The organism is Arthrobacter ramosus (assembly GCF_039535095.1).
In the GTDB taxonomy this organism is placed as follows: Bacteria; Actinomycetota; Actinomycetes; order Actinomycetales; family Micrococcaceae; genus Arthrobacter; species Arthrobacter ramosus.
Map to the genome: position 1 here is coordinate 1923783 of NZ_BAAAWN010000001.1, position 14563 is coordinate 1938345.

General features: G+C 63.0%; 11 protein-coding genes. 9 read left to right on the forward strand and 2 right to left on the reverse strand.

Annotation, left to right across the window (positions count from 1 at the left end; all coding sequences use genetic code 11):
* The first annotated feature begins 119 nt into the window (after window positions 1-119).
* The 3 genes from ABD742_RS08930 to ABD742_RS08940 are packed head-to-tail and all read left to right on the forward strand — an operon-like array spanning window position 120 to window position 2185.
* Complete coding sequence (locus ABD742_RS08930) at window positions 120-1334, forward strand: inorganic phosphate transporter (protein ID WP_234749547.1); 1215 nt, start codon at window positions 120-122, stop codon at window positions 1332-1334.
* The gene (locus ABD742_RS08935; RefSeq protein ID WP_234749544.1) at window positions 1331-1552 is read left to right on the forward strand and encodes a hypothetical protein; all 222 of its coding nucleotides are present in this window, start codon (window positions 1331-1333) and stop codon (window positions 1550-1552) included. Before ABD742_RS08930 ends, ABD742_RS08935 begins: the two co-directional genes overlap by 4 nt.
* Window positions 1553-1588: 36 nt before the next feature.
* Window positions 1589-2185, forward strand: a complete 597-nt coding sequence (locus ABD742_RS08940) for a dihydrofolate reductase family protein (RefSeq protein ID WP_234749542.1) — start codon at window positions 1589-1591, stop codon at window positions 2183-2185.
* Here ABD742_RS08940 and ABD742_RS08945 read toward each other — a convergent pair.
* On the reverse strand, window positions 2138-2605 hold the full coding sequence (locus ABD742_RS08945) for a hotdog fold thioesterase (protein WP_234749539.1): 468 nt from the start codon (window positions 2603-2605) through the stop codon (window positions 2138-2140). The genes ABD742_RS08940 and ABD742_RS08945 overlap by 48 nt on opposite strands.
* Before the next feature lie 205 nt (window positions 2606-2810).
* On the opposite strand from ABD742_RS08945, the gene polA reads away from it, so the two are divergent.
* The 4 genes from polA to rpsA all read left to right on the forward strand — a co-directional run bounded on the left by polA (window position 2811) and on the right by rpsA (window position 9474).
* A complete protein-coding gene (gene polA, locus ABD742_RS08950) occupies window positions 2811-5453 on the forward strand; it encodes a DNA polymerase I (RefSeq protein WP_234749979.1) in 2643 nt (880 codons plus the stop codon).
* Window positions 5454-5541: 88 nt separating this feature from the next.
* On the forward strand, window positions 5542-6858 hold the full coding sequence (locus tag ABD742_RS08955; protein WP_234749537.1) for a GNAT family N-acetyltransferase: 1317 nt from the start codon (window positions 5542-5544) through the stop codon (window positions 6856-6858).
* 41 nt (window positions 6859-6899) lie between these two features.
* Entirely contained in the window at window positions 6900-7832 is a 933-nt protein-coding gene (locus ABD742_RS08960) for a polysaccharide deacetylase family protein (protein WP_234749535.1), read from the forward strand.
* A gap of 166 nt (window positions 7833-7998) precedes the next feature.
* Window positions 7999-9474, forward strand: coding sequence for a 30S ribosomal protein S1 (rpsA, locus tag ABD742_RS08965; protein WP_234749534.1), 1476 nt, complete (start codon window positions 7999-8001; stop codon window positions 9472-9474).
* A gap of 1000 nt (window positions 9475-10474) precedes the next feature.
* On the opposite strand, the gene ABD742_RS08970 is transcribed toward rpsA, so the two are convergent.
* Window positions 10475-11164, reverse strand: a complete 690-nt coding sequence (locus ABD742_RS08970; protein ID WP_234749532.1) for an IMPACT family protein — start codon at window positions 11162-11164, stop codon at window positions 10475-10477.
* A 22-nt stretch (window positions 11165-11186) separates the two neighbouring features.
* Between ABD742_RS08970 and coaE the strand changes: the two genes are divergently transcribed.
* Both coaE and uvrB read left to right on the forward strand, forming a co-directional pair.
* A complete protein-coding gene (gene coaE, locus ABD742_RS08975; RefSeq protein ID WP_234749529.1) occupies window positions 11187-12407 on the forward strand; it encodes a dephospho-CoA kinase in 1221 nt (406 codons plus the stop codon).
* Window positions 12408-12452: 45 nt separating this feature from the next.
* Window positions 12453-14540 carry an excinuclease ABC subunit UvrB gene (gene uvrB, locus ABD742_RS08980; RefSeq protein ID WP_234749527.1) on the forward strand — a complete coding sequence of 696 codons (2088 nt, stop codon included), beginning with the start codon at window positions 12453-12455 and terminating at the stop codon, window positions 14538-14540.
* The last annotated feature ends 23 nt before the right edge of the window (window positions 14541-14563 follow it).

A 14563-nucleotide genomic window follows, 5' to 3' on the forward strand; every position in this document is an offset into this window, starting at 1 on the left:
CACGCCCGCCATGGTTAATTCCGCCAGTACAGTCAGATGAACGCTTGCTGAACTGTTTGTTTCGGGCAAGCCCGGGGAAGTGAAACTGCGCATCGTCGACTCTGCAGATTGGGCACCGGGTGGGAATCACCTTCATGGTCGCGCTTGTCATAGCGCTGGCCTTATTTTTTGACTTCACCAACGGGTTCCACGACACCGCGAACGCCATGGCGACTCCGATCGCCACGGGTGCCATCAAGCCCAAGACGGCTGTTGCCTTGGCCGCGGTACTCAACCTCGTGGGCGCGTTCCTGTCGACCGAAGTGGCAAAGACCATTTCGGGAGGCCTTATCCGCGAGGGCACGGACGGTATCCACATCACGCCGGAGATCGTCTTCGCCGGGCTGATGGGGGCCGTCCTGTGGAACATGTTCACGTGGCTCAAGGGGCTGCCGTCCAGTTCTTCGCACGCGCTTTTTGGCGGCCTCATCGGTGCGGCGATCGTCGGCATCGGATTCCACTCCGTCAACTTCGACACCGTGCTCCAGAAGGTCATTCTTCCGGCCATCTTTTCGCCGCTCCTCGCCGGTGCGGTGGCCTATCTATGCACCAAGCTGGCCTACGCCCTGACGTCCCGGCATGACCCCGAAACCGGCGACAAGCTGACCCAGAAGCGCGGCGGGTTCCGTACCGGCCAGATTTTCACCTCGAGCCTTGTCGCGTTGGCACACGGTACCAACGACGCGCAAAAGACCATGGGCATCATCACCCTCGTCCTGATCGCCGCCGGAACCCAGCCTGCCGGCAGCGGCCCGCAGCTCTGGGTCATCGGGGCCTGCGCGCTCGCCATCGCGATCGGAACCTACGCCGGCGGCTGGCGCATTATCCGGACCATGGGCTCCGGGCTGACCGACGTCAAGCCCGCCCAAGGCTTCGCTGCGGAAGCCAGCACCGCTTCGGCCATCCTCGCTTCGTCCCACCTCGGCTTCGCGCTGTCCACCACGCAGGTGGCCTCAGGTTCGGTCATTGGCTCGGGACTCGGACGCAAGGGCACCACGGTGCGCTGGGGAACGGTGGGGCGCATCGCCACCGGCTGGCTCTTCACCCTCCCTGCGGCTGCCATCGTGGGCGCCCTGACCGCGTTCCTCATCGGCACCGGCACCGTCGGCGTGGTTATCGCCGCAGTGGTGGGCACCGCCGTCGTCGTCTATATGTTCATCTACTCGAGGAAGTCGCACGTGGGCCACCACAACGCCGTCGAAGTCGAGGAAGCCGGTACCGCGGTCCGCTTCCGCAAGAAGAACGCTGAAAAACAGAACCCGAGCAAAAGCATGAGTGAGGACATCCAGGCATGAAGTGGTTGGATCTGGTGCAGGTAGCCGGCGCGACCCTTGTGGCGGCGTTGGTCCTCGTAGTGCTCTATTCGCTCGGCGTCCGGCTCACTGCCATCGCGGGCGACGCCCGGCAGAAGTCACCGGTCATGGTCCGGTCCCTTGCCTACCTGTGTTTCGCAGCCTGCGGAATCGCCGTGCTTTTCGGAATCTATCTGATCGTTCCTTACTTCTCGAAGTAGCTGTGAACGCCGCTGCCTCATGGGTAGGGTGGGGCCATGGCGGATTTCCAGTACTACGTGGCATCCTCGCTTGACGGGTTCATCGCCACGAAAGAAGACGATCTCGGCTGGCTGCTCCAGTTCGAAGAGGCCGAGGGCGTCACCGAAAGCTACGAAGACTTCATGGCGGGCATCGGCTGCATTGTCATGGGCGGCCAGACCTACCGCTGGCTCATGGAACACGAACCGGGCAAATGGCCTTACCCGGGTATTCCATGCTGGATCTTCACCCACCGCGAATACGCCGCGCCGCCCGGTGCGGACGTCACGTTCGTGCGTGGAGAGGTTGAGGAGTTCGCGCCGGACCTGATTGCCGACGCCGGCGACAAGAACGTATGGCTGGTTGGCGGTGGAAACCTTGTTGCCCAGTTCGCCAGGGCCGGCCTGCTCGACGAGATGATTGTCACCCTTATCCCCGTCGCCTTGGGTTCCGGTAAGCGATTGCTGCCTGTCGAGAGCCCGACGGCGCCGCTCGAGTTGAGCTCGTCCCGCACCCTTGGTGGCGCTGCAGTCGAGCTGCGCTACAGGTTCCCCGCGCGTGCCGGGTCAGCGGGCCCTGTTCTCCCGGATCATGTTGGTAATCCGGGCAGTTGACAGCCGTCGGCCATGTTCGTCGGTCATGACAATTTCGTGCGTGGCGAGCGTGCCGCCCAAGTGGATGGCTGTGCATGTGCCGGTGACCAGGCCGCTCGCTATGGAGCGATGGTGGGTTGCGCCCACCTCGATTCCCACCACATGGCGTCCGGATCCGGCATGCAGGGCCGCCGCGAAGGAGCCCAAGGTTTCGGCGAGGACCACATGGGCTCCGCCGTGAAGGATGCCGGCAACCTGGGTATTGCCCTCCACCGGCATGGTGGCGACGGTACGTTCGGGGCCCAGTTCAAGGAACTTGATGCCCATCTTCGCCACGAGCGAGCCCACGCCATAGCGGGAAAGCCAACCGTGCAACTCCAGCGGGACGCCAGCCGCATTGAGTTCGTCGGTGAACGGGCCCGGCGTGAAATTGTCCATCATGGCAACTAGGCTGGCACCTGTGAGCGAAACAACCAAACCGGACTCAGTTCCAACGGCAACGTCAACGCCAGTGTCAACTGGAACAACAACATCAACTGGAACAGCAACATCAACTGCCACCGCAACGGCACCAGACCCTTCAACAGCCATGGCGGGCACCGCGGCAGGTGGCCGGCCGAGGCTCTTGGTCCTCGATGGTCACTCGATGGCGTTCCGGGCGTTCTATGCTCTTCCGGCAGAGAACTTCGCCACATCCTCGGGCCAGCACACCAACGCCGTGCATGGCTTCACCTCGATGTTGATCAACCTCATCAAGGACCAGAAGCCCACCCACGTCGCGGTGGCCTTCGATGTCTCGGACGACACGACGTTCCGCAAGGCGGAGTACAGCGAATACAAGGCTGGCCGCAACGAGACGCCGCAGGAATTCCGCGGGCAGATCGATCTCATCGACCATGTCATGGAGGCATGGGGCATCAAGACCATCAAGATGCCCGGCTACGAGGCTGACGACATCCTCGCCACACTCGCAGCGCGGGGCGAGGCCGCAGGCTACGAAGTCCTCCTGGTTTCAGGGGACCGTGACGCTTTCCAGCTCATCACGGACAACGTGTTCGTCCTGTACCCGAAACAGGGCGTGTCCAATATTCCTCGCATGGACGCGGCAGCCATCGAAGAAAAGTACTTCGTGCCCCCGTCCCGCTACTCCGATCTTGCCGCGCTGGTAGGAGAGACCGCCGACAACCTTGCGGGCGTCCCCGGCGTCGGCCCCAAGACCGCAGCCAAATGGATCAACCTTTACGGCGGCCTGGAAGGGATCCTGGAGAACCTGGATTCCATCGGCGGCAAAGTCGGTGGCGCCCTCCGGGATAACATCGATGCCGTCAAGCGCAATCGCCGCCTCAACCAGCTCCTCAGGGACCTTGAGCTCCCCGTGACGCTCGCGGAACTTGAGGAGCCGCGTCCAAATCGCCAGGAGATCGAGACACTCTTCGACACCCTCGAGTTCAGGACCCTCCGCCCCCGGCTGTTCGCTCTCTATGGCGATGACACCGCCGGCGCGCCTCCCGAAACCATCGACGCGCCCGACTACAAGATCCTGGAGGACGCCGCCGCCCTGGAGCAGTTCTTCGCCGCCGGTGCGGGGAGCCGTGCCGCCGTCGCCGTGCAGTTGGTGCCGGGACGGATTGGCGACGACGCCGATGCACTCGCCATCGTGCGCGCCAACGGTGCTGCTTACATCGAGCTATCGTCCTTGGACGCTGCGGCCGATGCCGTCTTGGCAAAGTGGCTGCGGGACCCCGAAGAGGCCAAGGTCATGCACGAGTTCAAGGACGCATTGAAGGCCTTGCACCACCGTGGACTTGCCTTGGAAGGGGTGGTGGACGACACTGCCATTTCTGGCTACCTGATCCAGCCGGACCGCCGCAGCTACGAGCTCGCCGAGCTCGCCCAGCACCATTTGAGGATCACTGTCACGACCGCGGCGACGCAAACCGGCCAGCTGGAACTCGAACTTGGCGATGGGCCGGACGGTGCCGCGGCCAGCGCGCTCGTCCAGCAGGCCGCCGTCGTGCACGCACTGAGCAAGCACTTCGAAAGCGAGCTCGCCGAGCGCAAGGCCGAGGCGCTCCTGACCACGTTGGAGCTGCCGGTCGCGCGAGTTCTGGCCCAGATGGAACTCTCGGGCATTGCCATCTCCACGGAGCGCCTGAACGAACAGCTCGCGGACCTCGCGAAGGTGATCGACAACGCCCAGGAGCAGGCATTTGCAGCCATTGGCCACGAAGTCAATCTCGGCTCGCCCAAGCAGCTCCAGACGGTCCTCTTCGAAGAACTTGGCCTGCCCAAAACCAAGAAGATCAAGTCCGGCTACACAACGGACGCCGCCTCGCTGAAGGCTCTCCTGGAGAAGACCGGCCACGAGTTCCTGGTGCAGCTCATGGCCCACCGCGAATCCTCCAAGCTGGCCCAAATGCTGGAGACCCTCAAGAAATCAGTGGCTGAGGACGGCCGCATCCACACGACGTACGCGCAGAACGTCGCGGCCACGGGGCGTATTTCCTCGAACAATCCCAATCTGCAGAACATCCCGGTGCGCAGCGAGGAAGGCCGGCGCGTCCGTGGAATTTTCGTCGTCAGTGACGGCTACGAATGCCTGTTGTCGGCCGACTACTCGCAGATCGAAATGCGTATCATGGCGCATTTGTCCGGCGATGAAGGACTCATCCAGGCGTACAAGGAGGGTGAGGACCTGCACCGCTATGTCGGCTCGCACATCTTCAACGTGGCACCGGACGAGGTCACCAGTGCCATGCGCTCCAAGGTCAAGGCCATGTCCTATGGATTGGCCTACGGTCTGACTTCGTTCGGCCTGTCCAAGCAACTGGAAATCTCGGTCGACGAAGCCAGGACCCTCATGAAGGACTACTTCGACCGCTTCGGCGCAGTGCGGGACTATCTGCGTGGCGTGGTGGAGCAGGCCCGGATCGACGGCTACACGTCCACGATCGAAGGCCGCCGCCGCTATCTTCCGGACCTGACCAGCACGGACCGCCAGCACCGGGAGATCGCCGAGCGCATCGCACTGAACTCGCCGATCCAGGGTTCGGCGGCGGACCTCATGAAGCGGGCGATGCTCGGCGTTTCGGCCGAGTTGACCAGCCAGGGGCTGAAGTCCCGGATGCTGCTGCAGGTCCATGACGAACTTGTGCTCGAGGTTGCCCCCGGTGAACGCGAAGCCGTCGAAAAGCTCGTGACCGAACAAATGGGCACGGCGGCCGAGCTCACGGTGCCGCTGGACGTGCAGCTCGGAGTCGGCTCCAGCTGGTACGACGCCGGACACTAACAGGCGCACAGGCCTGCGTTGCAGGCCGGGATGGGGCACGCCGCTGATAAGGTGGCGTGCCCCCATGCTGTCTGGCTAGGCTCGGGACGTGGCTGATCCCAAGGAAACAAACGAAAAATACAACGTCAAGCGCTTTCGTTCCGTCGAGAAGGAGAACCCGGACTACGGACAAGCACGTGATTGGCTCCAGGCCGTTGGCTTCGGATTCCACGACGAGCAACGAAGCGATGAGCTCATCGACAAGATTCTCGCGATGTACCAAGCGGACAACCGTGAGCTGACGGGCGTTTACGTCAACGAAGAACCTCCGCTGCATGCGCTCAACCCGGGATTTCCGGTTGCGACCTTTGGAACGCTGGAAAACAACCTGAATGTTGGCTTCGGCCAGGAACTACGGACGCGCCAGATCACCGCTGTCACCGTCCGCGGAACGCATCGGCGGCATGGCATCCTGCGGGGGATGATGACCGCCGATCTCACCGATGCCAAGGACGACGGTTTCGCCATGGCCGCCCTGACCGCGTCCGAGGCATCCATCTATGGCCGCTTTGGTTTTGGCGTCGCAACCTTCGAGCGGAGCATCAAGGTGGACACCGGTCCGAAATTCCGCATCCGTCATGAGCCCGTCGGCCGGGTGGAGATCGCAGATCCAAGAGTCCTTCTCGAACTCGCGCCCGAGGTTTTCGAACGGGTTCACCACCGTACGCCGGGGTCCATCGTGAGGCAGGACTCCTACCGCCATCACGTGTCCGGGGCCATGAAGCGCGACGGCAGTGAAGACAAGGCCATCAAGTGTGCGCTCCACTACGGACCGGACGGCGCCGTTGACGGTTACGTGTCCTACAAGTTCGCCGGCTGGGACACGAAGCCATACACGGTGGAAATCGTGGACCTCGTCGCCGCGACAGACTCCGCATACCTGGAACTGTGGCAATTCCTGGGCAGCATCGATCTCGTCGATCGGGTCTCCTGGCCTGAGGCTCCCGTTGAAGACCCCCTTGCGTGGGCGCTCGAGGACGGACGTTGCGTCACGTCTTCCGACTATCGGGACATGTTGTGGTTGCGCGTCCTGGACGTCCCTGCAGCCTTGTCAGCCCGCCGCTACGGCGCCGACGGACGGTTGGTGCTCGAAGTCCGGGACGCGCTCGGTTTTGCCGACGGTACGTGGGAATTGACGTCCGACGGCGGCGTCGTCACCGTCAGTGAGGCGGGTGGCGGGAGCCAGGACTTGAGTCCGGACCTGAGCATGGATGTCACCGATTTGGGGTCTGTCTATTTGGGTGCCGTCAATCCTGTAACCTTGGCTTCGGCAGGCCGGATCCGCGAGCACACGCCCGGAGCAGCATTGGCTGCCCAGCACATGTTCGCCGTCGAACGTCCAGCCCATTGCCTGACGCATTTCTAGGCACATCTCCACACTCAGGATCTACAACAGAAGAGGATTCCATGGGGGAATTCCAGCCGGGGGGCCACTCGTCCGGCCCATCGGGGCTGCCGGGCCGGAGGTCGTTGCTGGCGGCTGCCGCCGGACTCGCGATGACCGGACTGGCCGCCTGCGCCCAACAACCGGCAGCTGCACCCGAGCCTCGCCCCACAACGGTTTCAACGCCGGTCGTGGAAGAGGCGGGCCAGTATCCGGTCGTGCCCGAAACGCGGCCGACACCGCCGTCGAAGTCCCAGGTTGTGGCCGAATTTTCGGGGCGCAAGCCCGTCGAATGGGGGCTTGCTGTCGCCGGGGTGGTTTCGAAAACCGCGTCCACGCATGCGGTCTTGACGTTTGACGCTTGCGGTGGCCCCCAGGGTTCGGATTGCGATCAACGCTTGCTCAAGACCTTGCGCAAGCTCAACGTTCCCGCCACCTTGTTCGTCAACGGCCGTTGGATCAAGGCCAACCCCGGGCTGGCCGCCGATCTCGCGGCCGATCCTTTGTTCGAGCTCGGCAACCACGGCTTCCGGCACCAGCCCCTATCGGTCAACGGTCGCTCAGCGTACGGCATCCCGGGCACCGCCAATGCGGGCGAAGTGTATGACGAGGTCATGGGCAACCAGGAGGTCATGGAGCGGCTCTGCGGCAAAGCCCCCCGCTTCTTCAGGGCCGGAACCGCCTACTACGACGACGTCGCCGTGGCGATCACCAATGCCCTCGGACTGGTCCCGGTGAGCTTCACGGTGAACGGCGACGGCGGCGCGACCTTCCCGGCCCCGACGGTCGCGGGCGAAGTGGGCAAAATCGCTGCAGGACAGGGCGCCGGCCAGATTGTGATCTCGCATTTCAACCAGCCCGCCGGCGGCACTGCGGAGGGATATGCGCGAGCCCTTCCAGGCTTGCTGGACCGTGGCGTGACGTTCGCGCGGCTCGGTGACACGCTGCCGCTTTGACCCTCCTTGAGGCGAACGACTAGAATGAACGGGCGCATACTACGTGCGCGCAAATTTACAATCCACAATTCAGGATGACCCGGCGTTTGCCGTGTCCTGCGGACCGGCGACGGAAAGCGGGCGGTTTGCCTGACCGATACTCTATCCACAACGGAGCCCCTACTACATGACCATCACCTCCACCGAGAAGCCCGGTACCCCCGTAGTCGCGATCAACGACATCGGTACCGCTGAGGACTTCCTCGCAGCTGTCGACGCCACCATCAAGTACTTCAACGACGGAGACCTCGTCGAAGGTATCGTCGTCAAGGTTGACCGCGACGAAGTCCTGCTCGACATCGGTTACAAGACCGAAGGTGTCATCCCTTCCCGCGAGCTTTCCATCAAGCACGACGTTGACCCCGGGGACGTCGTCTCCGTTGGCGATCAGGTCGAAGCCCTGGTGCTCACCAAGGAAGACAAAGAAGGCCGACTGATCCTCTCCAAGAAGCGTGCTCAGTACGAGCGTGCCTGGGGCGACATCGAGAAGGTCAAGGAAGAAGACGGTGTTGTCACCGGTACCGTCATCGAGGTTGTCAAGGGTGGTCTCATCCTCGACATCGGCCTGCGCGGCTTCCTGCCCGCATCCCTCGTCGAGATGCGCCGCGTCCGCGACCTCGCTCCGTACATCGGTCAGCAGATCGAAGCCAAGATCATCGAGCTGGACAAGAACCGCAACAACGTTGTTCTTTCCCGCCGTGCATGGCTCGAGCAGACCCAGTCCGAGGTTCGCTCCACGTTCCTCAACAAGCTGGAAAAGGGCCAGGTTCGTCCCGGCGTCGTTTCCTCCATCGTCAACTTCGGTGCATTCGTGGACCTTGGCGGCGTAGACGGTCTGGTTCACGTTTCCGAGCTGTCCTGGAAGCACATCGACCACCCGTCCGAGGTTGTCGAGGTTGGCCAGGAAGTCACCGTCGAGGTTCTCGAAGTGGATCTGGACCGCGAGCGCGTGTCCCTGTCCCTCAAGGCCACGCAGGAAGACCCGTGGCAGACCTTCGCCCGCACCCACGCCCTCGGCCAGGTTGTTCCGGGTAAGGTCACCAAGCTGGTTCCGTTCGGTGCGTTCGTTCGCGTCGAAGACGGCATCGAAGGCCTCGTTCACATCTCCGAGCTGGCTGTCCGCCACGTTGAGCTTGCTGAGCAGGTCGTCTCCGTTGGCGACGAGCTCTTCGTCAAGGTCATCGACATCGACCTCGAGCGCCGCCGCATCTCCCTCTCCCTCAAGCAGGCTAACGAGGGCGTTGACGCCGACAGCACCGAGTTCGACCCGGCTCTGTACGGTATGGCCGCTGAGTACGACGAAGAGGGCAACTACAAGTACCCCGAGGGCTTCGACCCCGAGTCGAACGAATGGCTCGAGGGCTACGAGACGCAGCGCGCCGCTTGGGAACAGCAGTACGCTGACGCCCAGGCACGTTGGGAAGCTCACAAGAAGCAGGTTTCCCAGCACGCCGCTGACGACGCCGCTGCTGCCGCTTCCGGCGAGAGCGACTCCGGTACCACCAGCTACTCTTCCGAGCCGGCCGTCGCCGAGTCCAACGCGGGCACCCTGGCATCCGACGAGGCCCTCGCAGCTCTGCGCGAGAAGCTGACCGGCAACTAATTGCCCCTGGCCCGGATTTCCGGGCCGGGATAAAAGCGGCTCCTGCGATTCATTCACGAATCGCAGGAGCCGCTTTGTTTAACCCTGTTTCGCTGCTGCCTGGGCTCCTCCTGGCCGGGTCTCCACGGGACATGCCCCTCCTTGGCAGCAAGGACTGGACATATACCTACTATGTCCAGTGGTGGTGATCAGGGGAGAGCATGTCCCTTCCCAATTGGCCCGGGTCTCCACGGGACAAGCCCCTCCTTTGCAGCAAGGACTGGACATATACCCACTATGTCCAGCGGTGGCGATCAGGGGAGGGCATGTCCCTAGCGCGGAAGCTCAGCCAGGTTCCTAATTGATAACGATCTATCATATATTTCCCACACAATAATGGGCATGTGGTTGACTCTTTGGACGGATTAGTCTCATGCGGATCGGTGTGATCAGACTCATGAACCCTTGGTTCCTACTTTTTCTGAGGGAGTACTTTCTATTGCTCCGCTGGCTTTCCTCTTGCTGGCAGCTCTGGCCATCATCACTTTCTATGCAGTCAAGTTGTTCCGAAAGGCAAGATCCAGGGCGCTCCCGCATGGCTCGCACGGGAAGACTGCATCGCAGGATGACCACAATCTGAAGTAGACCGTTTGCTTGTTCAAGAACTCAATGCTGCATGGATCCCGCCCTGCATGGTGCGGTCCAAGTGTCACCCACGGGACATGCCCCTCCTTGGCAGCAAGGACTGGACATATACCTACTATGTCCAGTGGTGGTGATCAGGGGAGAGCATGTCCCTTCCCCATTGGCCCGGGTCTCCACGGGACATGCCCCTCCTTGGCAGCAAGGACTGGACATATGCCCACTATGTCCAGCGGTGGTGATCAGGGGAGGGCATGTCCCTTCACCGTTGGCCCGGCCCCACGGGACATGCCCCGCGTTGGCAGCAAGGACTGGACATATGCCTACTATGTCCAGTGGTGGTGATCAGGGGAGGGCATGTCCCTGCGGGTGCGGAAGCTCAGGCCTGGACGTCGACCCATTCCGTCCCCCGCAATTGGAGTCCCGAGGCGCCCCCGGTCATCGACGCCAGCCGCTCACCGGCGTCTGCGATTGAGCTTGGGTTATCAGGCAGGGCTACGCGCAGGATCGTCTCCGAGGGCTCGTAGCTTGTTTCGGCCATGACGTAGCCCGCGGAGCGAAGATCGTTTTCAAGCCTTCCGGCCGCCTGGTGGGGCACGGGGATGTCGCAAATCCGCAGGCGGCGTCGCTGGACCAGGGGAGCGGAATCCAGTGCGGCCGAGATCGACTCGGAGTAGGCACGGACCAGTCCGCCGGCGCCGAGGAGGATTCCGCCGAAATAGCGCACGACGACGGCACTTACGTCGCTGAGGTCAGTCACCCCCGGCAGTGTCTCGCGTTTGATGAGCGCCTCAAGCATGGGGATGCCGGCGGTTCCGGAGGGCTCGCCGTCGTCGTTGGAACGCTGGATGGCGCGATCCGGACCGAGGACGAATGCCGAGCAGTGGTGCCGGGCGTCGTGGAACTCCTTGCGCAGTTCCGCCACCAGGGCGCGCGCGGCGTCTTCGTCGGAGGCGCGGCGCAGCACGGTGATGAAGCGCGAACGCCTGATTTCGAGTTCGTGGCGGAAATCGTCTCCGAGTGCCAACGTTGTGTACGCGGTCGCCCGGCTTTCGTCCTGTTGTGCCACCGACCCAGTCTAGTGTGGAGGGGTGCTGAAGATTGGACTTACCGGCGGGATCGCCTCCGGCAAATCGCTCGTGTCCGCCCGGCTGAGGGAGCTGGGTGCTGTCTTGATCGACGCCGATGCGCTGGCCCGCGAGGTCGTGGAGCCGGGCACGCCGGGCTTGGCGGGCGTCGTGGCCGAGTTCGGTGAAGACATCGTCGACGCCGAAGGGCGCCTTGACCGGGCACGCCTCGGCGCGATTGTGTTCGCTGCGCCGGATCGCCGGGAAGCGCTCAACGCGATCATCCATCCGCGCGTCAGGGAGAAGGCCGCCGCGATGCTCGCGACCGCCAAACCGGGAGACATCGTCGTCCAGGATATTCCGCTGCTGGTCGAAACCGGGCAGGGCAGCAGCTTCCACTTGGTGCTGGTGGTCGATGCGCCGGACGAAGAACGGATCCGGCGCATGACGGAGATCCGCGGCATGACGGTCGAGGACGCGGTGTCCCGCATGGCCGCGCAAGCCGGCAGGCACAAACGGTTGGCCGCGGCCGACATCGTGTTGGACAACTCCGGAAGCGTTGAGGACGTTACGGAGCTCGTGGAAACACTATGGGAAGAACGATTGGTGCCGTTTGCCCGTAATCTTGCAGCCAGCCACCCGGCACCAAGAGCCGGCGGACCCGTCTTGTCACCGCCAAACCCTGACTGGCCGGTCCAGGCCGAACGGCTGCTTGCGAGGATCCGGCGGGCGTCTCCGGAGGTCTTGGGCGCAGACCATATCGGTTCGACGTCGGTACCCCGCCTTCCTGCCAAAGACGTCATCGACCTGCAAGTAAATGTGTCCTCGCTGGAAGCCGCGGACCGGATAGCCCGGGCCTTGGGCGAGGCCGGTTTCCCGTTGCAGGAGGCTTCAGCCCGTGACACACCCAAGCCGCCGGACCTGGATCCGTCGGCATGGCAGAAACGCTTCCATTGCAACGCGGACCCTGGACGGGCCGCCAATGTCCATGTCCGGGTCCTTGGAAGTCCAGGCTGGCGTTATGCGTTGTTGTTCCGGGATTGGCTCCGCGCCAACCCCGATGCAGTGCGCATGTATGCGGACATGAAACAGGAGCTTGCCGCGCTCCACGCCGGCGACCACCGGACCTTGGCGTATTCGGAAGCCAAGGAACCCTGGTTCACCGAGGTCGCCTGGCCGCTCATGGATGCCTGGGCTAGGAGTAGCGGGTGGCAACCGCCGTCGTACTCCATGGCGCAAGGCTAGAAAACGCGGACAGTAGCTGTCCGCGGCCGGGGGTACATTGGATTCATGAGTCTTGCCCAGGAGATCAACCGTGTCGTCGCGCCCTTTGAGGTCATTAGCGAATTCAAGCCGGCAGGCGACCAGCCGGCCGCTATCGCGGAGCTGACCGAACGGATCAACAACGGCGAAAAAGACGTCGTGCTGCTCGGTGCCACCGGTACGGGCAAGAGTGCCACCACCGCCTGGTTGATCGAACAGGTCCAGAGGCCCACCTTGGTGATGGTTCAGAACAAAACCCTGGCCGCGCAGCTCGCCAACGAGTTCCGGGAACTGCTGCCCAACAACGCGGTCGAGTACTTCGTGTCGTACTACGACTACTACCAGCCCGAAGCGTACGTTCCCCAGACGGATACCTTCATCGAGAAGGACTCGTCGGTGAATGAGGAAGTCGAGCGGTTGCGGCACTCGGCCACCAACGCGCTGCTGACCCGCCGGGATGTCATCGTGGTGGCTACGGTGTCCTGCATTTACGGCCTCGGCACCCCGGAGGAATACATCGCCGGAATGGTCACGCTCACCAAGGGCGCCGAAATGAACCGGGACGATCTCCTGCGCAAGTTTGTCGGCATGCAGTACACCCGCAACGACATGGACTTCCACCGCGGCACCTTCCGCGTCCGCGGAGACACCGTGGAAATCATCCCCATGTACGAAGAGCTGGCTCTGCGCATCGAGTTCTTCGGCGACGAGATCGAGAACATCTACACGCTGCATCCGGTCACGGGCGACGTCATCCGTGAGGAAACCGAGATGTACATCTTCCCGGCATCGCACTATGTCGCCGGTCCGGAACGCATGTCGCGCGCCATTACCGCCATCGAGGAAGAGCTCGCGGAGCGGCTCAAGGTCCTCGAAGGCCAGAACAAGCTCGTGGAGGCCCAGAGGCTGCGCATGCGCACCACCTACGACCTTGAGATGATGCAGCAAATGGGTTTCTGCAACGGCATCGAGAACTACTCACGCCACATCGATGGCCGCGGCTCCGGCACGGCACCGCACTGCCTCATCGACTACTTCCCGGACGACTTCCTGCTGGTCATCGACGAATCCCACGTTACGGTTCCACAGATCGGCGCGATGTACGAGGGCGATATGTCGCGCAAGCGCACCCTCGTGGACCACGGCTTCCGGCTTCCTTCGGCCATGGACAACAGGCCGCTCAAATGGGATGAATTCCTGGAACGGGTGGGCCAGACCGTCTATCTTTCCGCGACCCCCGGCAAGTACGAGCTGGGCAAGGCCGACGGGTCCGTCCAGCAGATCATCCGCCCCACCGGACTGATCGATCCTGAAGTCATCGTGAAGCCGACCAAGGGCCAGATCGACGACCTCCTTGGCGAAATCCGGACGCGCGTGGAGCGCGACGAACGCGTGCTGGTCACCACCTTGACCAAGCGCATGGCCGAGGATCTGACCGACTACTTGCTGGGCCACGGGGTCAAGGTCCAATACCTGCACTCCGACGTCGACACTCTCCGGCGCGTGGAACTGCTCCGCGAACTCCGCATGGGCAGCTTCGACGTCCTGGTGGGCATCAACCTGCTCCGCGAGGGCCTCGACCTGCCCGAAGTGTCACTTGTCAGCATCCTCGACGCCGACAAGGAAGGCTTCCTGCGTTCGGCCACCTCCCTCATCCAGACCATCGGGCGCGCCGCCCGAAACGTGTCGGGCCAGGTCCATATGTACGCCGACCGGATCACGGACTCCATGGCCAAGGCCATCGAGGAAACCAACCGCCGCCGGGAAATCCAGGTCAAGTACAACTCGGACAATGGTGTCGATCCCCAGCCGTTGCGCAAGAAGATCGCGGACATCACCGATCAGCTTGCCCGCGAAGACGCCGACACCCGTGAGTTGCTCGCCGCAGCCGGAAAGGGCGGCCGGACCGGCAAGGGCAAGGGCGCTTCGAAGGTCCGGCAAGATGGCCTGGCCGCGGCGCCGGCCGAAGACCTGGTGGGGCTGATCGAACAGCTGACCGAGCAGATGCACGCGGCAGCCGCCGAACTCCAGTTCGAGATCGCTGCGAGGATCCGTGACGAGGTAGGCGACCTCAAGCGCGAACTGCGCCAAATGCAGTCCGCCGGGCACGCCTAGGGTAAAGTTGGGCCTACGTAGGG